The organism is Meiothermus cerbereus, assembly GCF_051297115.1.
In the GTDB taxonomy this organism is placed as follows: domain Bacteria; phylum Deinococcota; class Deinococci; order Deinococcales; family Thermaceae; genus Meiothermus; species Meiothermus cerbereus_A.
The window spans coordinates 24,119-44,215 of sequence record NZ_JBEVAL010000022.1 but is presented as its reverse complement, the minus strand read 5'-3'; the positions used below and the strand labels follow the sequence as shown (position 1 = coordinate 44,215).

Genomic DNA, 20,097 nt, shown 5'->3' with positions numbered 1-20,097 from the left:
CCAGGATCAGGTGGGCGTGTAGGGCTATGGCTTTGCTTGGCATGAGTTATTATCTACATAGATTTGGTATTACTCCAGCACCCGCCACAGATACCAGGCCGCATGGGAGCGGTAGGGCCGGAAGCGCTCTCCCAGGGCTTCTAGCTCCTGTCGCTGGCTGAGGCCATATAGCTTCTGGGCCCCTTTGCGGATGCCCAGATCCAGCACGGGCCATACGTCGGGGCGACCCAAACCAAACATCAAAAACATCTGCACCGTCCAGACCCCAATGCCCTTGACCTGGGTCAGGTGGCCTATCAGCGCCTCGTCGGGCAGGCTTTCAATGCCCTGGAGGCCGCCTTCCAGGGCAAAGCGCGACAGGTCCTGCACGTAGCGGGCCTTGGCATAAGATAGCCCCACCGCGCGCAGGTCTTCGGTGGGGGCCTGGTAGAGCACCTCGGGCTCGAGCGCAAAGCGGCCCGTCAGGCGACGCCAGATAGTATCGGCGGCCTTGCCCGAAAGCTGCTGCCCCACAATCGAGCTCAAGAGCACCACATACGGCGGGCGCAGCGGGAAGGGGTGGGGCGCAAAAGGTGCGGGGCCGTGTTGCTCGGCCAGCCTTTGCATGGTGGGATCCGAAAACACCACCCCAAGCCTGGACGACCTCGAGCGGGCCATACTCAGGTGCCGCCCTCCCGCTTCCACTCCCCCGACTTACCCCCGGACTTATGCAAGAGGCGCAGGTCGGTAATTTCCAGGCCCTTGCTGGCTGCTTTGAGCATGTCGTAGACCGTGAGAGCGGCGATGGCGCAGGCCGTGAGGGCCTCCATCTCCACCCCGGTCTCGGCCTTGGTTTTGACGGTCGCGCTGATGTATACCCTGGCTTCTTCGGGCACAAAACGAAGTTCCACCTTCGCGCTGGTGATGGGTAGCGGGTGGCACAGGGGAATCAGCTCTCCGGTTTTTTTGGCGGCCATGATACCGGCAAGCTGGGCCACGCTTAGGGGGTCGCCCTTCCCTACCCCGCCTTCCCGCAGTGCCCCCACTGCTTCCGGGGTGAGCCGCACGGTGGCCTCAGCGGTAGCAGAGCGCAGGGTGGCAGTCTTTTCACTTACGTCCACCATGCGCGGCTTGCCGTCTTCAAAATGCGTGAGTTTACCCATAGCAAAAGCCTAAAGCCAAAGCCCGCTGGACGCCAGACTCTGGTCGGGGTGGGGTTATGCGAAATACCCTTGATTTGTTCTTTTTCTGGGGCACCCGCCTGAAGCGCGGGCAGCAACAGCCTGAGAAATGATGGTACTCTACCCATCCCTAACGGAACGATTCAGGCGGGGTTCATATTCAGATGTCTTTTCGCTCAAAAATCAGCAGGGCCAGCACCGCAAAGCCCACGGTGTAGATGATGAGCAGGGGCAAGCCCAACCCCACTGTATCCGGGCGGATATAGAGGTCGAGGTAGCTGGTCAGCAGGAAGGGTTGGATGGCGGGAAAGGCCACCAGCAGGCGCATCAACAGCAGGGTCGAGACCGCTGCCAGGGCCGCCGAGGTGGTGCTCAGGAAAACCACCGCATACAGCATGGCCAGAGCCGAAAGGGGCCAGAGCACCACGCCCGCCAGGGCATGGGCCTGCAATAGCTCCATCAGCGCCCCCGCGGGGGTGAGCTGGCCCACACCGGCAAAGCTGCCCGGGCCCAGGCCGGTGCCTCCGGTAAAACTCCCCAGGCCAAAGGGCAGGCCTGCCAGCAACGAGCCGACCAGGCTGGTGGTAAGCAAAATGAAGGGATAAGCCAGCACCACGAAGATTTTGGCCCCCAGCAGGCGGCTGCGGGGGCTGGGGCGCAGCAAAACCGACTTGAGGGTGCCCATCGAGACCTCCGAGCCCAGCACCTCGGCGGCAGCCATGGCGGTCAGGAAGGGGAACAGGAAGTCCATGCCGGTCAGGAGCGAAAGTGCCGGCACCTGCCAGCCCGAAACTAGCTCGAGGCCATACTGCGCCCGCAGCCCCGGCGCAAAGGCCCACAAAATGGGCAGCACCAGTGCCGCCAGCAGCCCAATCTGCACCGAGCGCAGCCGCACCAACTTGCCAAATTCCCAGATCAATACCCGCAGCATGCTTGGCTCCTTCCAGCAGGGCAACGGTAAAACTTCGAAGGGTGTGGATGGGTAGGCGGGAGGGGTAGGGGGCCTTGCATCTGTCTTTTTTCCGGGCCAATGGCCCAGGCCCCTAATCTCTGGCTAGGCATTTTTCACCCTTTCCCGGTAATAGTCGTAGAGGTCGAAGTAGTCGGGCTCCAAAAACTGCACCTGGTAGTTCTCACGCACCAGCGCCGCCAACGCCACGTTGGGCGAGCCCTCGAAAATTACGTTCACGTCGCGCAGGCTCACGTTTTGCACCCCGGGCACAGTTTTGAGGAAAGCTGCCGCTCTGGGCGGGTCGTCTACCCGCAGGCGGTAGGTTTCGCCCTTGGTGCCCAGCCTGACCTCCTCCAGCAGCCGCCCACCGCCCAGAATGCCCACCCGGTCGGCGTAGGCCGAGACCTCGCGCAGGTGGTGGGTGGACAGGAGCACCGCCACCCCCTTCCAGGCCAGTTCGGACAGAATCTCGTGCACCTTGCTGATGCCCTGGGGGTCGAGGCCACTGGTGGGTTCATCCAGAATGAGGATTTGCGGCTCGTGCAGAATGGCCGAGGCCAGCCCCAGGCGCTGGCGCTGGCCCAGCGAGTAGGTACGCACCGGTTGGTCGGCTACGGCCAGCAGCTCGAGCCGCGCCAGCACCTCGCGGATGCGGGCCTCGGCGTTGGCCATGCCGGTCAGGAAGGCCACCATCTCGAGGTTTTGCCGCCCGGTCATGTGGGGATAGAAGGCCGCCGGAGCCTCCACCACCGCCCCCAGCGCCCGCCGGGCTAGGTAGCCCCCGTTGTAAATGTCCTGCCCCAGCATCCACACCGCCCCCGAGGTGGGGAAGGCCAGGCCCGTGAGCAGGCGGATCAGGGTGGTCTTGCCAGAGCCGTTGGGCCCGGCCAGGGCGTAGACCTCGCCCGGCTGCACGGCAAAGGTAATGTTCTCCAGCACAGGTTTGCGCCCGTACTTTTTACCCAGTTGCTGGGCCTCGAGGGCAGCCCCAGGGGTGCTGGTTGCCACAGTTCCACTCATGGGAGTGATTATACGTACGCAAGGTGCAAGGATATGTTTACCGCAGGCGGGCTGGTCTGTGGTAAAAACCGGCCTGTTGGTGTGCTGGTAAGCGCTGCGGGGTTACTGGGAGTAGACTGTAAGGCGTGATTTTTTTGCTCGAGCAAGCCCCACCGCTGGCCGCCGAGATGGGCGAGGTAGCCGACCTGCAAAAGCTTTTTGCGGCGGGCCTGGCTGTAACACCCACCCTGGTGCTGGTAGGGGTGGAGGCCGAGTTTTACCAGCTGGCCAACCTGGCCGAGCAGATCCGGCGGGCCTTTGCGGGGGTGTTTGGCGCCCGGCTGGACGAGGAAAAACTGGAACAGGCCTGCGCCTTTGCCGAAAAACTGCTGCGCGAGTCGTACCTGCTGCCCGAGCGCGCCGACGAAATCAGGGCCGCTTTGCCAGAAGGCCTGGTGCTGGTGCGCTACGCGGGCGAGTCCCCTTTTGGCCTCGAGGCCGGCAAACAGGAAACCCTCTGGGCGCTCAAGCGGCTGTGGGCCAGCCGCTGGCAGGTGGATGCGGTGCTTTTGCGCGAACCCGAACTGGCCCCACCGGAGGTAGCCAGCCTGGTGCAGGTGGTGGGCGATGCGCTCTCCCCCGATGAGGCGCTGTCGGTTCAGGCCGGCCAGGTATTGGGGCGCCAGGCCCAAGTCTGGGTCAGTCAGGGCAAAATAGTACGGGTGCTGTGAGGGGCCGCAGGAGCGAACCATGTACGACAGCCACCTGCACACGCCCCTTTGCAAGCACGCGGTGGGTACGCCTGCCGAGTACGTCCAGGCTGCCCAGAAAGCTGGCCTTCTGGGCATCGTCATGACCGACCATAGCCCCATGCCGGCCTGGTTCGACCCCGAGGTGCGTATGGAGCTGGGGGAGCTGCCCTTCTACCACGCCATGCTGGAGCGGGTGCGGGCCGAGGCCGGTGATTTTTATGTGGGGATTGGCCTCGAGGCCGACTTTCACCCCGGTACAGAGTATTTCGTGCAAAGGCTTTTGGCCCAGTACGACTACGATTACGTCATCGGCTCGGTGCACTACATCGGGGCCTGGCCCTTCGATAACCCGCGCTATGTGGTCGAGTTCGAAGAGCGCGACCTGCGCGAAGTCTACCGGGCCTACTTCAAGCTGGTAGCCCAGGCCGCCCACACCGGTTTGTTTCACGCCATCGGCCACCTGGATCTGCCCAAGGTGATGGGCTACCGCCCCCCCCAGGGCTATGCCGACCTGGCCGAGGAGGCCCTGGAGGTTATCGCGGGCGAGGGGCTGGCCCTGGACGTCAACACCGCCGGCTGGCGCAAAAAAGCCGCCGAGATTTACCCCAGCCCAGAGCTATTGGCCCGGGCCCGGGCCCTGAACATCCCGGTGGTGCTCGGCTCCGACGCCCACCGGCCCGAGGATGTGGCCCACCGTTTTGCCGACGCGGTCGAAATTTTGCGTGCCGCGGGCTATACCCAGGCGGTGGTGTTCAAAGCCGGAAAGCCTGTGGCCTATGCTTTAGGCTAAGGTTATGAACCGGAAAGACCTGGCGGGGATGCTCGAGTACGCCGCCGACCTGATGGAAGTGCTGGGCGAGGGCGAGTTTCGGGCCAAGGCCTACCGCAACGCAGCCCGCAATCTGGAGCAACAGGAAACCGACCTGGCCGAGCTGGCCGCGCGGGGCTTTAAGGGCGTGCCGGGGATAGGGCCGGCGCTGGCCCCGATGTTGACCGAAATCGTCCAGACCGAGGAGTTTCCCTACCTGGCCGAGCTCGAGGGCCGCATACCGCCGGGGGTGCTCGAGCTCTTCCGGGTACAGGGCCTAGGCCCCAAGCGCATTCGGGCGCTATGGGACAACGGGGTGGGGAGCCTGGAAGAGCTGGTAATTTTTGCCGAGCAGGGCAAAATTCGCACCCTGCCCGGCTTCGGTGCCAAAAGCGAGGCCAGCCTCCTGGAAGCGGCCCGCTACGCCTTGAGCAACATGCGCCGGGTGATGCTGCCAGTAGGACTCGAGGTAGCCCGGCTCCTGCTGGCCGATCTGGAACATGCAGGCCTCAAGGCCGAACTGGCCGGCAGTGTGCGGCGCGGCCTGGAAACCGTGGGCAATGTGGATCTGGTGGTGGCGGGCACCCCCGCGCAGGTGCGTGCGGCGCTGGGCCGCTTTGTGGAGGAAGCGCAGGGCGAGGTGCTGCTGGGGCGGCTCGAGGGCCTGCCTTTGCGGGTTTTCTGCACCCCTGCCGCATCTTTTGGTTCGGTGCTGGTGCAGGCCACCGGTTCGCGGGAGTGGCTCGAGGCCCTCGGGCCTGTCCCCACCTCGCTTGCCAGCGAAGAACAGGTGTTCGAAGCACTCAAACTGCCCTTTGTGCCCGCTTACTGGCGGGAGAAGGAACACATCGGTCTGCCCGCGCCCCAGGCCACGCTGCAACCGCCACAGCTACGGGGCCTGATACACGTGCACTCGACCTACTCCGACGGCAGCGCAACCCTGCGCCAGATGGCCGAGGCCGCCCTGGCCCAGGGCTTCGAGTACATGGTTATCTGCGACCACTCCCAAACGGCAGCCTATGCCGGGGGCCTGCGCCCGCAGGATGTGCTGCGCCAGTGGGCCGAAGTGGAGGCGCTCAACGCCGAGCTGGCCCCCTTTCGCATCCTGCGCGGCATCGAGTCCGACATTCTGCCCGATGGTTCGCTGGACTATCCCGACGAGCTTCTGGCCCAGTTCGAGGTGGTGGTGGGCAGCCTGCACGCAGGGCTGAACCTGGGCAGGTCAGAACAAACCCAGCGCCTCTTGCGTGCCCTGGACAACCCCTACCTGAGCATCCTGGGCCACCCCAGCGGTCGCCTCTTGCTGCGGCGCAAGGGGGCCGAGGCCGACTGGGAGGCGGTGTTGGAACGGGCGCAGCAAAACCAGAAGGTGGTGGAGTTCAATTGCAGCCCCTACCGCCTCGACCTGGACTGGCGGCTGATGCTGGCCTGGCGCGACCGCCTCAACTTCTCGCTGGGCCCCGACGCGCATAGCCTCGAGGGCCTCGCCGACGTTCAGTATGGCCTGCTGTTTGCCCATAAGGCCGGCCTGCACCCCGACCGGATCATCAACACCTGGCCCGCCGAACGGCTGCTTGGGCTCAAGAAGATGGCCTAGCCCTAGGGGTTGGTCTCGGCCCCTACCAAGAGCTCGGCCTCGCGTTGCAAAAAGGCCTTCAGCACATCGGTGATGGTAATGATACCCACCAGCTTGCCCTCGTGCACGACCGGCAGCCCCCCCACCTTGTGCTCGAGCATCAGCTTGGCAGCCGCCTGGAGGGGTAGGGTGTCGGAAACGGTGATGGGGTCGCGGGTCATGATTTCGCCCACGGTGAGCTTAGAAATCAGGTAGTTGAGTTCCCAGATGGAAAGCGAGTTGGCATCCGAGGGCATGGCTTCTTTGAGGTCGCGGTCGGTAACGATGCCAACAACCCGATCTTCTTTGACCACAGGCAAGCGACGGAAGCCCCCTTTCTTCATGATTTGGGCGGCTTCGGGCACCGTAATTTCCGGCGTGACGACCTCTGGGTTGGGGGTCATAAAATCTTTGACCAGCATTGTGAGCACCTCGAGCTCAGGCTACTACACAAAACCGGGGGCAGATGTCTCTGGCTGCCAACGACCTGGGGCCCTAGCCTCAGGCTGTGCAGAGCTGGCGGTTCTAAAGACGACAGCTATCGCTTGCGTTTACTGCTACCCCCCAACAAGCCGCCCTGCACCCCCGCACAATGCGCTGCCCCTCACGGCTGGTCAGGAAGCCTATCGCGCTGGCGAAAACCAGCAGCGCCAATCGGGGGGAGCGCTGAAATTCTTGGGGATCGCCGCTTGCTGCTCTAGCCGGCAGGGAAAGCGTGCTCTAGGTAAGCCCGAATCTTTCCCCTTCGCCTGCACCCAGCCAGGCCCCAGGGCTTCCGGGCCGCAAGCTTGCGACAGCCCCCTTTAGTAAACCCGTCCCCCCAGCGGCACCTCGCGCTCGACCGAGAGCAGCACCACCCGCCCCTGTTCGTCGGGCAGGCCCAGCACCAGCACCTCGGACTTGAAGCCGGCAATGTTGCGTTCGCCTAGGTTGGTCGCGCAGATGACCAGCCGCCCCACCAGGGCCTCAGGGGTGTAGAGGTCGGTAAGCTGGGCACTGCTTTGCTTTACGCCAAACTGACCCAGGTCTACCCATAGCTTATAGGAGGGCTTGCGGGCTTTTTCGTGAGGCTCGGCCCTTTGAATACGTCCGACGCGCAGCTCGAGGGCCTGAAAAGCATCGTAGGGCGTCATGAGGCCAGTGTCCACGCCCCATTGCCCACAGTCAAGCCTGCCCCTGGTGTCAGGTCTTACAAAACTTTTGCATTTAGCTCTCCTGTGTTATTCTCTGGGGTGCGTCCTCGGTCTGACGCGGCGCACCAGCGTGAACCGGGTCAGGGCCGGAAGGCAGCAGCCCTAAGCGCCACGGAGCGGGTGCCGTCAGGGAGCCGGGGACGCTTTTTTTGGCCATCACAGGGCACCAGAACACGGTGTCCCCATGCTTTTAAGCGTTTTCAAGCAGGCAATTAAACCTGCCAACGGTAGACTAAACTGGGACAGTTGCTGCGCCTAAATTGCTTATCGTGGCCTTCGCTTTTTTGCCGCTGCACAAAAACGAGAAGTGCGCGTGACGTTGTTATTTGGTTATCAAAATCAACCGCTTCTCACCCAGCAGCACCGTATACTTCGCTCTGGGATGTTGCAGCGTTATTTGTTGCGCGAAACGTTGTCGCTGTATCTGCTGGGTGTGCTGCTATTCGTTGGGCTCATCACCTTCGACCTGCTCTCCTCGCTCTCGGGGGCCTTTTTGCGGGCCAAGACCCCTGTGGTTGAAATTGTTCAGATGGTGGCCTACCGGGTACCCTACACCCTGGGCATTGCGTTGCCGCTGGGTCTGGTGTTTGCCCTGCTGGTAGCCCTGGCCCGCTGGATTCGCCAGTCCGAACTCAAAGCCACCTATGCCGCCGGTGTTCCCCCGCGCACCTTTATTGGGCCGGTGCTGGTGCTGGGGCTGGTGGTGGGGGCTGTGGTGCTGTTCAACGAGGGCTGGCTCAAACCCATTGCCCAGGAGCGCTTCGAAGCATTGCAGTACAAGATTTACTACGGCTCTGAGCCTTCGGGCGTGCTAACCGACCGCACCTACACCCCCCAGGGCCTGGGTGTCTATTACGCCCAGCGCATCTATCCGCCTGCCCAGGGCGAGGGCGGTTCTCGCTTGGAAGGCATCCGGGTGGTGGAACCGGGCGGTTCGATCTGGAGCGCCGAGCGGGGTGTCTGGGTGAACGGGGCCTGGCGCCTGCAAAAGGCCTATCGGGTAGACCCCAGCGGCAAAATCTACCAGGAAGACGAGCACCCCCTGCCCTTCCCTGTCGGGGTACAGCCCAGGGCCATCTCCTACGAAGCCATGCGCATGCCCGACCTGCATGCCGTAGCGAAAGCCGACCCCGCCGCGCAGTTTCCCCTGGCCCGTCGGTACGCCAACGCAGCCGGGGCAGTGGTGCTGGCCTGGCTGGCCATTGTGATTGGCCTTTCGCTACGCGAGTCGGCCTGGGCCTTTATTGCCGTGGTAGGGCTTATTTTTGGCTACTGGACGCTTTTTACCCTATCGGCCCAGTTCGCCCGCTTCGACCTGTGGGGTGCTTATGGGGCCTGGCTGCCCAATATCGTGTATGGAGGGCTGGCCCTCCTTGGCACCTGGAGGCTAGCCCGATGAACCTGCCGGGTAAAGCTATTTGGAAGCGCAGCGCCGCAGAGCTCGGGAGGTTGCGGTGAACGTGCTCGACCGCTACCTGATCAAAGAGGTGGGCGCCTATGTGCTGGGGGCCCTGGCGGTGGTGGTGCTGGCCTTGCTGGGTGGCGCTTTATACGAGGTGCTGGCCCCGCTCCTGGCCAGGGGGGCCGACCCCTGGGTGGTAAGCCAGTACCTGGCCTTCCGGGTGCCCGAGGCGCTGGTACGCGGAACACCGCTGGCCTTCCTGTTTGCGCTCTTGCTGGTGCTCTCGCGCATGGGCGAGGAGTCCGAACTCAAGGCCATGCTGGCCGGAGGAATTTCCAAGCTGCGGGTGCTGTTTCCACTGCTGCTGCTGGGCACTTTTTTGTTTGTGGCGTGCCTGGTGGCAGCCGATAGCCTGGTTCCGCGAAGCCTGCAGCAAGGGCAAAACGTGCTGCGGCAGGCGGTGCTGCAAAAACCCCGGGCTTTGCTCCAGCCCGGCACCCGGCTGGTGGACGCCTATGGGCGCATTGTGTACGTGGGCCAGGTAAGCGATACCGGCATCGGCAAGGTGCGGGTCATCACTTCCGAGGAAATTCTGGTAGCCGAGAAGGGCCGCTTCGAGCAGGGCACGCTGGTGCTTTCCGAAGGAATGCGGGTGACCTACGGAGGGGCCCGACCCCGCACGGTCGCACGTTTTGAGCAGGCCACGGTTCCGCTGGTGGAGCTTTCCCTCGAGCCCCCCGGCGGTCTGTTTAGCCTGACCGTGGCCGAGCTGCGTCAGCGCATCGCCCAGTACCGCGCCCAGGGGCTGCCTTACCACGCCGAGCTGACCGCCCTGCACCGCAAGTGGGCCGAGCCCGCGGCGGTCTACTCCTTCGCTGTTTTTGCCGTGGGGCTGGCCTTCTTCCTGCTGGGGGGTAGCCGTAGCCTGGGCATGCTGGGGGTGGTGGTGCTCACCTTCATCTACTACGCCACCTGGAGCGTGGGGCGCATCATGGGTGAGCAGGGGGTGCTGCATCCTATTCTGGCGGCCTGGGGGCCCAATTTGCTCTACGCGCTGGCCGGACTGGCCCTTTTGCGAATGGGGAAGCGATGAAGAGCCGCAGAAAGCAAGGAGGCAGGGGGCACCAAAACGCAGCCCTTGCGCTGCTGGTATTGCTCTTGCTCGGGTGCTTCGCACCTGCCTTAGCCCAGGAAAGCGAGCAGGCCCCCACCTCGGGAGGCAAAAGGCTAAAAATCCTCGAGGCCGAGCGCTTAGAGCTGCGCAACGAGGCGGGCGAGGAGCTGGTGATTCTGGTGGGCAGTCCGGTCAAGATGGACCGGGACGGCGAGAGTATCGAGGCGCCTAGGGTCATCTTTAACCGCACCAAAAAACGCCTGCTGCTTTTGGGCGGGGTGCGATACCAGGACAAGCAGGGCCAGCTGATCGAGGCCCAGGAACTCGAGCTCTTCACCGACGACGAAAGCTTCGAGGCCATCGAGGTAAAGATCGAGTCGGGCGAGTTTTTTCTGAGTGGCCCCATCTGCCAACGGGCCGCCGGGCAGATTCTCTTGCAGGAAGGCTACCTGACCCCCTGCCAGCGCTGCGAGCAGGAGGTGGCCGACTATGCCTTCCAGGCCCGTGAGGTGGTGCTCTACCCCGGCGACCGGATCATTGCCCGGGGGGTGTGGGTCTTGTTGCGCGGCGAGCGCACCCTGTACCTGCCGGTGCTGCTTTTGTTTTTGAACGAGCGGCGGCCCAAGCTCGAGTTCGGCCAGAGCGAGAGCGACGGGGTGTTTGTGAGTGCCGACCTGCCCTACGTCTCCGACTTTGGCATCGGCTTTACCCTGCTGCGCTACTTCGAGCGGCGCGGCTGGGGCTTTGGCTTCGACCACTATGGGGTAGGAGCGGCTCAGGAGCGCTACCAGTTTCTGTACCTGCCCCCACCCGCCGGGCTGGTGCTGCCCGACAGCGACCCGCGCAAGGACGGCATCTTCAAGTACCGCTTTAGCTACAAGCTCGAGGAGCCCGGGTGGCGGCTGGAGGGGCAGGTTCTGCGCGACGATAGCCCACAGGCCGAGCCGCGTTTTTTGCAGGGGGCGGGGGGCCAGCCCGACTACACCACCTTTTTGCTTGAAGGGGCCACCCGGCAGACCCCCGCCAACCCCGAGCCCCTCTACCGCCTGACCCTGGACGGCTACATAGACCACAACCCCCTGGCCCTGCCCAACGAGCGCACCACCCCCAAACGCCTACCCGAGGCCGAGATCACCTTTCCCCGCGGCCTCGAGGGTGAGTTCCGGCTCAACGGGCGGGTCTTGCTGGGCTATTACGAGGCCCCCAGCAACCCCCTCAACCGCAGCGCCCGGCGGCTGGGGCCTTACATTGGGGCTGGGCGGCTGTGGGTGGAGCACCGCAGCAGCTACCGCCCGGCCACACCTCCCTGGCCTGGCTTTAGTTTTAGCGTTGAAAACACCTTTATTGGGCGCTACTACAGCACCCAGAACTTCGACCAGAACGAAAACCCCACCGAGTTCGAGCGCCTGATCCGCTGGAGCACCCGCGCCAGCCTGGGCCAGACCCTGGGGGCCTTGGGGGTGAACCTGAGCGTGAGCCGCAACGTGGTGGAGGGCGAGACCCCCTTCCAGTTCGACTTCGAGCGGCCCCAGCGCAACAGCCGCCTCGAGGGCTCCTTTAGCTTCAACCCCGACCCTATTTTTTCCTTTACCGCACGGGCCAGCCGCGACCTCGAGCGCCGCATCTTCGACCCCCTCGCCGAGTTCACCCTCAGCTCGCGCCCCTTTCCCTGGCTCAGCTTGACCGCCAGCGCCAGCCGCGACATAGAGCTGGGCCGCTGGGGCCTGTTGCGAGGCAGCCTGGCTCTCTCGCCGGCCCCCTTCAGCCTGAACCTGAGCTACGAGCGGCAGCTCGAGCTGGGCCTCGACCGCCTGCTCAGCCTGAGCGCCGCCTACAACCCCCAGCCCTTCAACTTCTCGCTGCGTACCGGCTACCGCTACTGGGAGGTGCAGGAAAAAGAAACCCGCCCCCGCGATCAGATTCCCCTGATTGCCCGCTACGACCCGCTCGAGCTGGCCGCCAGCTACAACCCCCCCGGCAACACCACCTCGCTCACCCACAGCCGCGACCTGAACAACGGACAGGCCATCCGCAGCGAGCTGAACGTGTTCTTGCAAGAACCCCCCAACTCCTTCCGTTTGCGCCAGAGCCTCACCCACCCCTACACCCCCCTGCCCTCCTTTGCCAACCCCAACCCCCTCCCCACCCCTGGGCTGCTGGACGGCCTGGCCCAGCTCACCCTGAGCCTGCACACCTTTGTGTTTACCCACAGCATCGGCTTTAGCCCCGGCAGCGAGTCCCGCTTCCGGCTGGGCTACCAGTACAGCGCCGACCTGGTGCAGGCCGACCTGCTGTGGAGCTACCGCGAGGGGCTTCTGCGCAACCCCCGCCTGGCCTTGCGGGCAGCGGTGCGCGAGCCCGAGGTTTTTATCAACGAAATTTCGGCGGAATTCCACCTCCCCGAAAGCGAGAACCCCCTCACCCCCGAGGACGACACCCAGGCCTTCCTGCGCTTTTTGCGTTTCCAGGGCGAGCTGGAGTTATTCCCCGCGCCCCTGCGGCCAGAAGACCCCCCCGGCCTCTCGCTGCAGGGCTTTGTGGGCCTCGAGCGCCTAACGGACAACAGCGGGCGCTTCCGCGTTACCCTGCGCGAGTTTGGCCCCACCTTTAGCTTTATGGGCCAGGAAAAGACCCGCCTGTTTTTTCGCATCGTCTGGAACGCCCCGGAAAGCGGGGGGGTAAACCCCAGGCAGTTCTTTTTGCCCAACCTCGAGGGCACCATCCTGCGCCCGCGCTTCGAGTGGATAGTTGACCGTTGCTGCTGGGCTTTCCGGGCCAGCCTGGACGCCCTTAAGCAGGAATTCAAGTTTTCCTTTGCCCTGGGGGGCGATGCCGCCGAGTTTTTGCTCAGCCAGAACAACATCGTCCTGCCCGGCGGCATCAAACTTCCCAGCCCTGGAGGACGTTAGATGAAGCGGCCTGTCCACGCCCTGACCCTAAGCCTGCTCGGCACCCTGGCGGCCTGCACGGGCAGCAGCGAAGAACCCACCCGCGCCCTGCTGGTAGCCGCAATCAACAACCCCAGCAGCCTCACCTACCAGATACGCTTTTTCCAGAGCAGCACCCTGCAGCCCGGCAATTTCGACCCGCCCCGCCGGGCGGGTAGCTGGGACATAGACGAGCCCATCGTAACGCTGCTCTACCGCCGCAGCCTGGACCCAGGGGTAAACGACCAGCTCTGGGTGCTGACCCCAAGCCGCCTGCGCCGGTACAGCGCCAGCAACCTGAGCGTGGACGATGTGGGCACGCCCCAGCTCGACGGCTTCGACCAGGCCCTGAATGTGGACTGCAGTGGGGGCTATCTGCGCCAGGGGCAGAGCCGCATCCTGCTGGTCTGCCCGCCTGCCACCCCAGCACGCCCCATCGAGGAGTACCGGGCCTGGCTGATTCCCTTCACCGCCACCGCCCTGCCCAGCCCCATCGACTTTCTAAACCCCAACCTGGTGCGCCTGAGCACACCCGCCCGGCTCACCCTGGGCCCAAACGACCAGTTGCTCTACCTGACACCCAGCCAGTTCGGGCAATACGATTTCGTTAACCCCTTTATCGAACGGCCCCTGAGCCTGAGCGGCTCGAGCCCCACCGACCTGATTTTTGCCAACGGCCAGGCCCTGGGCCTCTTCGACGACAACGACCCCACCAGCACCGATACCACCCTGGCTACCTGGAACCTGAGCCCCACCGGCGAGGTAGGGCTGGTGCGGGACAGCAGCATCGCGGCCCGCTTTTTTGCCAGGGGGGCGCCCCCGGTGTTTGTGCTGGGCAGCGGGCTGGCCCGCTTCGAAGGGGGCTTGCAGCTGCCACGCGAAGCGGAGACCGGACTCTCGCGCACCGCACGCTACCGCACCGCCACTGTGGGTATCGATCAGTTTCTCTACGCCGCTCGAGAGGACAGCCCCACCCTCGTGGTAATTGACCTGACCGTCAACATCGCCAGCGCCCTCACCAGCGCCGGTGTGCGCTCCTCCCCGCTGGGCAGCCTCCAGGAGCGCATCAGCGGGCTGGCCTTTATCCCGGTAGAGTAGCCGGGTGCCCCTGTACTCCCTGGCGGGACTGGGGTAGTTTGGGGGCATGGAGATTCACCACATCGGCATCGCGGTACAGGATTTGCAGGAGGCCGCCAAACCCTACCTCGAGCTGGGCTACACCCTCGAGGCCCAGGGCCAGGTCGAGAGCCAGGGGGTCGAGGTCTGGATGCTCAAGAGCGGGCCGAGCCGGCTCGAGCTCTTAAAGGCCACCCGCCCCGACTCAGCCATCGCCCGCTTCATCGAGAAGCGCGGGCCGGGCCTGCACCATATCGCCCTTGCCACGCCCGACATTGGGGCCGAACTCAAGCGGCTGGCTTCCAGCGGCGTCCCGCTGATTGACCCCACACCCCGCCCCGGTTTTGGGGGCCACCAGGTGGCGTTTATTCATCCCAAATGGTCGGGTGGGGTGCTGGTGGAGCTGGTGGAAGCCCATAGCTAGGTCACTCGGCCTTGCGCGTGGGCCAGCGTAGGTTGCCCGAGCGGTAGGCCCGCCAGGCCGCCAGCACCACCCCAAACCCCACCCCGGCCAGCAGAATCAGGTAGACGTAGCGCTCGAGGTGGGGGATTTTGGAGCCCACATAGTAGGCCGCCAGCGTAAGGCCCTGCGTCCAGAGCAGGCTCCCCAACAAACTCAGCACAAAAAAACGCGGCCAGGACATCTTCACGGTGCCGCACATAAAAGGCACCACCGCCCTGAACACCGGTATATAGGGGCCAATCAGGATGGAAAGCGGGCCAAAGCGGGCCATAAAGCGCCGGGTGCGCTCGAGGTCTTCGGGCTTGACCTTTGCCCGGTCGAGCAGCGCCAGCCCCACCTGGCGCCCCAGGTAGTAGCCCAGGTTGTTGCCCAATAGCGAGCCTAAAAACAAGGCCAGCAAGGCCCACGGCAGCTGTAGCTGCTTGGCGGCTGCCAGCAAGCCCACCGCAATCAGCAACGAATCACCCGGCAGAAAAAAACCCACCAGAAAACCTGTTTCTACTAATACCGTAGCAAAAATTCCCAGATAGCCCACGGCCTGCACATAGGCGGTTACATCCATGTGCTCCACCCTAACGCAAAAGACGCTCTATCGGCAAGCAAATTTGAACTATTCCATTTTGAAAGCAGTAATCGCTATCTTAGCGGGGCGGGAATATTTGCAGCTCGAGCACCCGGCCCCTGGGGCTGCGGCTGGCTGCGTAGACCAGGCTCTCGCCGATCTCGGCGGGGTCTACCCAGGCCATGGGGTCGGCATCGGGCATCTCTTTGCGGTTGGCTGGGGTATCCACCGTCCCCATCGGGTAGACAATGGCCACCCGTACTGCGGTGCCCGCCAGCTCGGCATCCAGCGAGCGCAGGTAGGTTGCAACCGCGGCTTTGGCGGCTGCGTACAGGGCTACCCCTGGCCCCACCCCATGCCAGGCAGCGGCAGCAGAAATCCCCGCGATAAAACCATCTTTTTGGCCCAGCAGCTCTGGCAAAATGGCCCGGGTCATGTAAAAAAGGGTGCGCATATTGAGGTCAAACATGCGGTCATACAGGCTGGGTTCGGTATCTTTGATGGGTGAAAAAGCAAAGCCACCCACGGTATGAATAAGGCCATCCACCCGGCCAAAGTGGGCCTTTACCTGGCGCACCAGCATCTCGGCATCGGGGTAGTGGGTCAGGTTGGCCACAAAGGCCCGCCCCCCCAGCTCCTGGGCCCGCTCGGCGATGGTGGTTTCGTAGGCATCGGCCAGGGCCAGCCTGGCCCCGGCCCTGGTAAAAGCCTGGGCAATGGCCCCCGCAATGGCCCCCCCACCCCCAGTGAGGATAAAAACCTTATCTTGCAGCGCTTGCATCCTTCAATTATGCGCCCTCGAGCAATCCGTTGCCTGTTCACACGCTTACATTCGCAAAGCCCAGGCCATCACCCCCATGGCCTTGCTGGGTGTTCCAGCAGCGCCCGGGATTCATGTGCTTGCGTCCAGCCCAAATCGGCAAGCAACGCCCCGCAGACCCACCCGCGATGTTTCGGGTGCGGTTCAGCGCACAATGTGAAGCAAGCGGGTCATTTTGCCCTTGGGCCTTGAATATGATTCAATCAGGGGGGCTTTGTGCACCCCACCGGCAAACTTGCAGTTCCGGCAGTTGATGGCAAAAACTGCGCTTAGGAGGTTTATGGCAACGAAAAAAGTGGTATTGCATCGCCTGGTAGGACACCGGTTTGTAGGCATCAACGAGCAAGGCGACAGGGTAATGGTAGACGGCGACCAGCCCGCGACCGGTATGCGCCCCATGGAACTCTTGCTGGCCGCGCTGGCTGGCTGCACCGCCTACGATGTGGTGGACATCATGGGGAAAAAGCGCCAGCCCCTGGCCCGTTACCGTGTGGAGGCGGTGGGTGAGCGGGCCGAGGAGCACCCCAAGCGCTTCACCCACATTGTGGTGACGCACTATGGCGCAGGGCCCAACGTCACCCGGGAAGCCCTCGAGCGCGCCGTAGAGCTCTCCCACACCAAGTACTGCTCGGTCTCGGCCACCCTGAACGCCCACATCGAGACCCGGGTGGTGGTGGAGCCCTGGCAGGAGGAAGCCCAGCCCCAAAGCGCCCCGTAGCGGCTTACCTAGGCCCAGCAGAAAAAGCCAAGACCGCGGCAGATGCCCTGCTCTGGCAAGAAAAACCTGCTGAGCAAGGCGCCAGCACAGAAGGTGGCAACCCCCGCCAGGCCAGCCTAGGCGGATGACCAAACCTCGTTCAGGGCTGCCTCCAGTTCGGGCCTTTCGAGCCTGAGCACCTCACCAAAGCGCAGGTACACCAGCCGCACCTCTGGCTCGATATTCCAGGCCTGGCGAATGGCTGCCAGGTAAATTCCCAGTTGAAAGTGGTAACGCTCGGGCCTGACCTCGAGGTCGGTTTTGTAATCTTCCAGGAACCACTGCGCCCCCACCCGGTACAGCCGGTCAATCACCCCCTGCCAGACCGTAGAACCCAGGGGCAGGGCCACCGCAAACTCGGGGTAGTCTTCGTCGCGGGGCCAGGGCAGTTGCTTGCCCAGCAGGTCATGGTAGCCCCGCAGCAGGGTTTGTACCTCATGCAGGATGCCCGCACGCTCGCTGGGGTCGTAGGGAAACATCACCTCCTGGGCCTCGAGGTTGGCAAGGTGGGTGGGGTTATCAGGGCTCCAGTTTTGACCGATGGCATAGTGCACCAGCGTCCCGATGGCCCGCGCCCGGCCCGGCAGGGCCTCCCCTTCCTCGGGGTCGGGTAGGGGCAGGGGCTCGGCTTCGAGGCGCTTCAAAGCCGAGGGCGAAAAAAGCAGAGGAAAGGGCTCGGGCTCGAAGCGGGCATTTACCCAGGGCGAAGCCTGAAGGGGCGCGGGGGGACTCGAGGCGGGCGCTGGCGGCACCGGCTTAAAGGGCCAGGTTTGCAGGAGGAACTCGGGCCTATGGAAGGGCTTGCTGGCTGGGCCGAGTTCTAAGGCCTCGAGCACCCTGCCCCAGCCTTCTGGCTGGCCTTCGCTGGCGCTGGCCGTAAGCAGCAGGGTGTCGCGGGCCCGCGAGGCCGCCACGTACAGCAGACGATAGCTCTCTTCTTCCTCCAACCGCTTGACCTGCTCTTTAAAGGCCTCAAACTGGGGGGTTTCTGGCAGGGCCACCCACTGGGTCAGCCGGTCGGTGCGCGCAACCTCCTGGGCAGTGCCCAGGTAGAGGGGCTGGGACTGGTGCGTATTCCTTCTCCCCAGGTCGAACACCGCCACCAGCGGCCATTCCAGACCTTTGGCGCGGTGGATGGTCAGAATCTGCACCCCCTCACCCGACTGGGGCACGTCGCCCGCATCGGCCTGGCGCGAGAGCAGCTCGAGCCGCTCCAGCAGGCCCTCGAGGTTCTGCGGCGGGCGTGGGGCAAAGTAGAAGAGCAGCGCATCCACGTTCTCGCGGGCGCGCGGGTCCAAAAAGTCGTGGTAGGGCCGGCCCGCCATCAGGGGCTCGCGAATGAGGAATTTGAGCGCCTCGAGCGGGGCTTCCAGCCGCAGGCGGGTTTGAATCTGGCGCAGACGCTGGTAGATGCTGGGCCAGTGCTGGGCCAGGCTACGCAGGGGGTCGTCGGCGCGCAGCACACTTTCAATCTGGGCCAGCTCGAGCGGCTTGAGGGGGCCATCCTCGGTGTGCTGCCCAAAAGGACTGCGTAAAAAAACCGCCAGCGACACGCCCCGGGGGTCGAGGGCCGCCCGCAGGGCGTGGTACAGGTCGCGCACCTCCTGCCGCTCGTAGTAGCCCCGCCCCTGCAGGAGCACATAGGGGATCTGGGCTGCCGCAAAAGCCTCTTGCAAAAAAGGTACGCTGTTGTAAGAGCGCACCAGCACGGCCATCTTGTCGTACTCGATGGAAGCACCAAGCTCCCGGAGCCGCTGGGCCAGCACCCAGGCCTCCTGCTTGCGTAGCGCGTCGAGGGGTGCTCTGCCCGCCACCCAGTGAATCTCCAGCCGCCCCTTTTCGGGCCGCTGCCCCTCCACCGGCGGGGCTTCCTCGGGGCCAAAGCCCATACCGTGGGCCGCCAGGTGCGCGGTCAGTCGGTTCAAAAAACGCACCAGAACCTGGCTGTGCCGGTAGGTGCGGGTCAGGGGGGGTTGGAGCTGGCCTTCCTGCAGGGCTTTGCGAAAGACGGCCACATCGGCATTGCGAAAAGCATAGATGGACTGCTTGGGGTCGCCCACGATCTCGATGGACAGACCGGCCCGCTCGAGGGCTGCAAAAAAGGCCCCTTGTAGGGGGTTTACATCCTGGTATTCGTCTACCAGCAGAATATGCACCCGCTCCAAAACGCGCTTAATCGCCCCTGGGTGGCGGGTCAGCTCCAAAGCCCTGCGCTCGAGCTCGGAGGGCGAAAGCAGGTTGGCCCCCAGGCGGGCTTCGTAGGCGGCGTAAAGGGTCTGGTAGACCCGCAAAAGCTTCTGGTTGGCTTCACCCTCGGCAGGCTCGAACACCTCGGCTAAGGAGCGCTTGGAAAAAAGGTGCAGCAGGGGCTCGGTAAGCTCGTCGGAGACCAGGCCATAAAGCGGGTGGCCCTGGTCAGTAGCCAGATACCGCAGGGTGCTCCACTCCTCCTCCCACAGGGCCACCGCTTCCCAGTCGCCCAGCAGGGAAAAGTCGGGGTCGAGGTGCAAAAGCGGGGCCGCCAGGCGCAGGCACTGGCCCATAAAGCCGTGGATGGTGCTGAGGGTGGCGCCGGGGAGCTCGCGCATGGCCTCCCTAAAGGCTTCGGTAGCGCCCGGCGAAGCCACAAAGTCCAGGTGTCGCCCGTGGGTCAGGACTTCCTCGATGGCCCAGCCCACCCGCACGCGCAGCTCGTCGGCGGCCTTGCGGGTAAAGGTTACCCCCGCGATGCGGCGCAGGGGTGTACCCGAAGCGATGAGCTCGAGGTAACGCAAGACCAGGCTGGCGGTCTTGCCGGTTCCGGCGGAGGCGACACGGACTTTCACAAGCGTGGGTCGGTATAGTCCTGATTACAGGCCATCAGCAAAAAAGCTCGAAATCCTTCTAGACTCAAGTAACCCGCTGCCATCAGCACCATGATATCTTCAATCTCGATGGCTGGGCGGCTGGTGTAATAGCCGTTTGCGTGGAGTGTGGTTTCAACAGCCAACCAGGCCGTTCGCTTATTGGCATCGTTAAAAGCGTGGTTTTTGACCAATTGAAAACCAAGGGCTGCTACTTTTGTAAAGAAGGTAGGGTAAGCATCCTGCCCACCCGCACTCGAAATCGGCGCGTGCAAGGCAGACTGTAAGGCCCGCACGTCCCTAACCCCCTCCAATCCGCCGAAGCGCACCAGGGCGTTGAGGTGTAACGTTGCAATCAGCTTTCCTGTAGGGTAACGGTGGCCTTTATAGCGATAAAAAAAGCTAGCGCTGGGCAAGGCCACGTAATACCTCGGTGTTACGCTCCAGGGCTTCGGCAATGATGCGCTCTTGTTCTTCTGGGGTAATCTCCTCGAATTCGACGTCCTCAACCTGAGGCAGCTCAACAGACGAGGCAACTTCCAGCAGAATGGGCTTGGCTTCGGTAGCTGACATGTAGCTCCTGTCAAAAAAAGTATATCAGGATACTGCTAGAA

Annotated in this window: 20 protein-coding genes and 1 other RNA gene; 10 read left to right on the top strand and 11 right to left on the bottom strand. The window is 63.7% G+C overall.

Translation table 11 applies throughout. The features are described 5' to 3' along the window. Window positions 1-69 precede the first annotated feature (69 nt). From ABWU19_RS06615 to ABWU19_RS06600, 4 genes are all read right to left on the bottom strand, one after another. On the bottom strand, window positions 70-657 hold the full coding sequence (locus ABWU19_RS06615) for a DNA-3-methyladenine glycosylase family protein (protein WP_435900927.1): 588 nt from the start codon (window positions 655-657) through the stop codon (window positions 70-72). Window positions 658-659: 2 nt separating this feature from the next. Continuing rightward, window positions 660-1,142: a cyclic pyranopterin monophosphate synthase MoaC gene (gene moaC / locus ABWU19_RS06610; RefSeq protein ID WP_435900926.1), complete on the bottom strand. Its 483-nt coding sequence runs from the start codon at window positions 1,140-1,142 to the stop codon at window positions 660-662. A 178-nt stretch (window positions 1,143-1,320) separates the two neighbouring features. Beyond that, on the bottom strand, window positions 1,321-2,091 hold the full coding sequence (locus tag ABWU19_RS06605) for an ABC transporter permease (protein WP_027876165.1): 771 nt from the start codon (window positions 2,089-2,091) through the stop codon (window positions 1,321-1,323). Window positions 2,092-2,214: 123 nt separating this feature from the next. Next, window positions 2,215-3,132, bottom strand: coding sequence for an ABC transporter ATP-binding protein (locus ABWU19_RS06600; protein ID WP_435900925.1), 918 nt, complete (start codon window positions 3,130-3,132; stop codon window positions 2,215-2,217). A gap of 125 nt (window positions 3,133-3,257) precedes the next feature. Here ABWU19_RS06600 and ABWU19_RS06595 point away from each other — a divergent pair, with 125 nt between their 5' ends. Genes ABWU19_RS06595 through ABWU19_RS06585 form a run of 3 tightly spaced genes read left to right on the top strand, consistent with a single transcriptional unit; the run spans window position 3,258 to window position 6,268 of the window. After that, on the top strand, window positions 3,258-3,842 hold the full coding sequence (locus ABWU19_RS06595) for a hypothetical protein (protein WP_435900924.1): 585 nt from the start codon (window positions 3,258-3,260) through the stop codon (window positions 3,840-3,842). 19 nt (window positions 3,843-3,861) lie between these two features. Further along, window positions 3,862-4,653, top strand: coding sequence for a histidinol-phosphatase (locus ABWU19_RS06590; protein ID WP_435900923.1), 792 nt, complete (start codon window positions 3,862-3,864; stop codon window positions 4,651-4,653). Window positions 4,654-4,657: 4 nt separating this feature from the next. Then, complete coding sequence (locus ABWU19_RS06585) at window positions 4,658-6,268, top strand: helix-hairpin-helix domain-containing protein (protein ID WP_435900922.1); 1,611 nt, start codon at window positions 4,658-4,660, stop codon at window positions 6,266-6,268. 2 nt (window positions 6,269-6,270) lie between these two features. Here the strand turns inward: ABWU19_RS06585 and ABWU19_RS06580 are convergent, their stop codons facing one another. Next, complete coding sequence (locus tag ABWU19_RS06580) at window positions 6,271-6,708, bottom strand: CBS domain-containing protein (protein WP_435900921.1); 438 nt, start codon at window positions 6,706-6,708, stop codon at window positions 6,271-6,273. A 381-nt stretch (window positions 6,709-7,089) separates the two neighbouring features. Then, complete coding sequence (locus tag ABWU19_RS06575) at window positions 7,090-7,419, bottom strand: tRNA-binding protein (RefSeq protein WP_435900920.1); 330 nt, start codon at window positions 7,417-7,419, stop codon at window positions 7,090-7,092. Between the two features lie 104 nt (window positions 7,420-7,523). On the opposite strand from ABWU19_RS06575, the gene ffs reads away from it, so the two are divergent. From ffs to mce, 6 genes are all read left to right on the top strand, one after another. Further along, window positions 7,524-7,623: signal recognition particle sRNA small type (gene ffs, locus ABWU19_RS06570), an RNA gene on the top strand. Between the two features lie 238 nt (window positions 7,624-7,861). After that, complete coding sequence (locus ABWU19_RS06565) at window positions 7,862-8,878, top strand: LptF/LptG family permease (RefSeq protein ID WP_435900919.1); 1,017 nt, start codon at window positions 7,862-7,864, stop codon at window positions 8,876-8,878. 55 nt (window positions 8,879-8,933) lie between these two features. After that, the gene (locus ABWU19_RS06560; protein ID WP_435900918.1) at window positions 8,934-9,974 is read left to right on the top strand and encodes an LptF/LptG family permease; all 1,041 of its coding nucleotides are present in this window, start codon (window positions 8,934-8,936) and stop codon (window positions 9,972-9,974) included. Further along, window positions 9,971-12,904, top strand: a complete 2,934-nt coding sequence (locus ABWU19_RS06555) for an LPS-assembly protein LptD (protein ID WP_435900917.1) — start codon at window positions 9,971-9,973, stop codon at window positions 12,902-12,904. Before ABWU19_RS06560 ends, ABWU19_RS06555 begins: the two co-directional genes overlap by 4 nt. Continuing rightward, window positions 12,905-14,020 carry a hypothetical protein gene (locus ABWU19_RS06550; RefSeq protein WP_435900916.1) on the top strand — a complete coding sequence of 372 codons (1,116 nt, stop codon included), beginning with the start codon at window positions 12,905-12,907 and terminating at the stop codon, window positions 14,018-14,020. A 46-nt stretch (window positions 14,021-14,066) separates the two neighbouring features. Beyond that, window positions 14,067-14,462 (top strand): methylmalonyl-CoA epimerase, encoded by a 396-nt coding sequence (gene mce, locus ABWU19_RS06545; protein ID WP_435900915.1) that lies wholly within the window; start codon window positions 14,067-14,069, stop codon window positions 14,460-14,462. 1 nt (window position 14,463) lies between these two features. On the opposite strand, the gene ABWU19_RS06540 is transcribed toward mce, so the two are convergent. After that, window positions 14,464-15,063, bottom strand: a complete 600-nt coding sequence (locus ABWU19_RS06540) for a DedA family protein (protein ID WP_435900914.1) — start codon at window positions 15,061-15,063, stop codon at window positions 14,464-14,466. A gap of 79 nt (window positions 15,064-15,142) precedes the next feature. Next, the gene (locus ABWU19_RS06535; protein ID WP_435900913.1) at window positions 15,143-15,844 is read right to left on the bottom strand and encodes an SDR family oxidoreductase; all 702 of its coding nucleotides are present in this window, start codon (window positions 15,842-15,844) and stop codon (window positions 15,143-15,145) included. 319 nt (window positions 15,845-16,163) lie between these two features. Here ABWU19_RS06535 and ABWU19_RS06530 point away from each other — a divergent pair, with 319 nt between their 5' ends. Next, window positions 16,164-16,601, top strand: coding sequence for an OsmC family protein (locus ABWU19_RS06530; protein ID WP_435900912.1), 438 nt, complete (start codon window positions 16,164-16,166; stop codon window positions 16,599-16,601). 116 nt (window positions 16,602-16,717) lie between these two features. Here ABWU19_RS06530 and ABWU19_RS06525 read toward each other — a convergent pair whose 3' ends face one another. Genes ABWU19_RS06525 through ABWU19_RS06515 form a run of 3 tightly spaced genes read right to left on the bottom strand, consistent with a single transcriptional unit; the run spans window position 16,718 to window position 20,056 of the window. Next, window positions 16,718-19,465 (bottom strand): UvrD-helicase domain-containing protein, encoded by a 2,748-nt coding sequence (locus ABWU19_RS06525; RefSeq protein ID WP_435900911.1) that lies wholly within the window; start codon window positions 19,463-19,465, stop codon window positions 16,718-16,720. Beyond that, a complete protein-coding gene (locus ABWU19_RS06520; RefSeq protein WP_435900910.1) occupies window positions 19,462-19,905 on the bottom strand; it encodes a type II toxin-antitoxin system death-on-curing family toxin in 444 nt (147 codons plus the stop codon). Before ABWU19_RS06520 ends, ABWU19_RS06525 begins: the two co-directional genes overlap by 4 nt. Beyond that, window positions 19,886-20,056 carry a hypothetical protein gene (locus tag ABWU19_RS06515; protein ID WP_435900909.1) on the bottom strand — a complete coding sequence of 57 codons (171 nt, stop codon included), beginning with the start codon at window positions 20,054-20,056 and terminating at the stop codon, window positions 19,886-19,888. Before ABWU19_RS06515 ends, ABWU19_RS06520 begins: the two co-directional genes overlap by 20 nt. Between the last annotated feature and the right edge of the window lie 41 nt (window positions 20,057-20,097).

Bases quoted from the DNA above. Each gene is read 5' to 3' on its own strand.
- ABWU19_RS06615 (WP_435900927.1), bottom strand. From the start codon at position 657: ATGGCCCGCTCGAGGTCGTCCAGGCTTGGGGTGGTGTTTTCGGATCCC.
- moaC (WP_435900926.1), bottom strand. From the start codon at position 1,142: ATGGGTAAACTCACGCATTTTGAAGACGGCAAGCCGCGCATGGTGGAC.
- ABWU19_RS06605 (WP_027876165.1), bottom strand. From the start codon at position 2,091: ATGCTGCGGGTATTGATCTGGGAATTTGGCAAGTTGGTGCGGCTGCGC.
- ABWU19_RS06600 (WP_435900925.1), bottom strand. From the start codon at position 3,132: ATGAGTGGAACTGTGGCAACCAGCACCCCTGGGGCTGCCCTCGAGGCC.
- ABWU19_RS06590 (WP_435900923.1), top strand. From the start codon at position 3,862: ATGTACGACAGCCACCTGCACACGCCCCTTTGCAAGCACGCGGTGGGT.
- ABWU19_RS06585 (WP_435900922.1), top strand. From the start codon at position 4,658: ATGAACCGGAAAGACCTGGCGGGGATGCTCGAGTACGCCGCCGACCTG.
- ABWU19_RS06580 (WP_435900921.1), bottom strand. From the start codon at position 6,708: ATGCTGGTCAAAGATTTTATGACCCCCAACCCAGAGGTCGTCACGCCG.
- ABWU19_RS06575 (WP_435900920.1), bottom strand. From the start codon at position 7,419: ATGACGCCCTACGATGCTTTTCAGGCCCTCGAGCTGCGCGTCGGACGT.
- ABWU19_RS06565 (WP_435900919.1), top strand. From the start codon at position 7,862: ATGTTGCAGCGTTATTTGTTGCGCGAAACGTTGTCGCTGTATCTGCTG.
- ABWU19_RS06555 (WP_435900917.1), top strand. From the start codon at position 9,971: ATGAAGAGCCGCAGAAAGCAAGGAGGCAGGGGGCACCAAAACGCAGCC.
- ABWU19_RS06550 (WP_435900916.1), top strand. From the start codon at position 12,905: ATGAAGCGGCCTGTCCACGCCCTGACCCTAAGCCTGCTCGGCACCCTG.
- mce (WP_435900915.1), top strand. From the start codon at position 14,067: ATGGAGATTCACCACATCGGCATCGCGGTACAGGATTTGCAGGAGGCC.
- ABWU19_RS06540 (WP_435900914.1), bottom strand. From the start codon at position 15,063: ATGGATGTAACCGCCTATGTGCAGGCCGTGGGCTATCTGGGAATTTTT.
- ABWU19_RS06535 (WP_435900913.1), bottom strand. From the start codon at position 15,844: ATGCAAGCGCTGCAAGATAAGGTTTTTATCCTCACTGGGGGTGGGGGG.
- ABWU19_RS06530 (WP_435900912.1), top strand. From the start codon at position 16,164: ATGGCAACGAAAAAAGTGGTATTGCATCGCCTGGTAGGACACCGGTTT.
- ABWU19_RS06515 (WP_435900909.1), bottom strand. From the start codon at position 20,056: ATGTCAGCTACCGAAGCCAAGCCCATTCTGCTGGAAGTTGCCTCGTCT.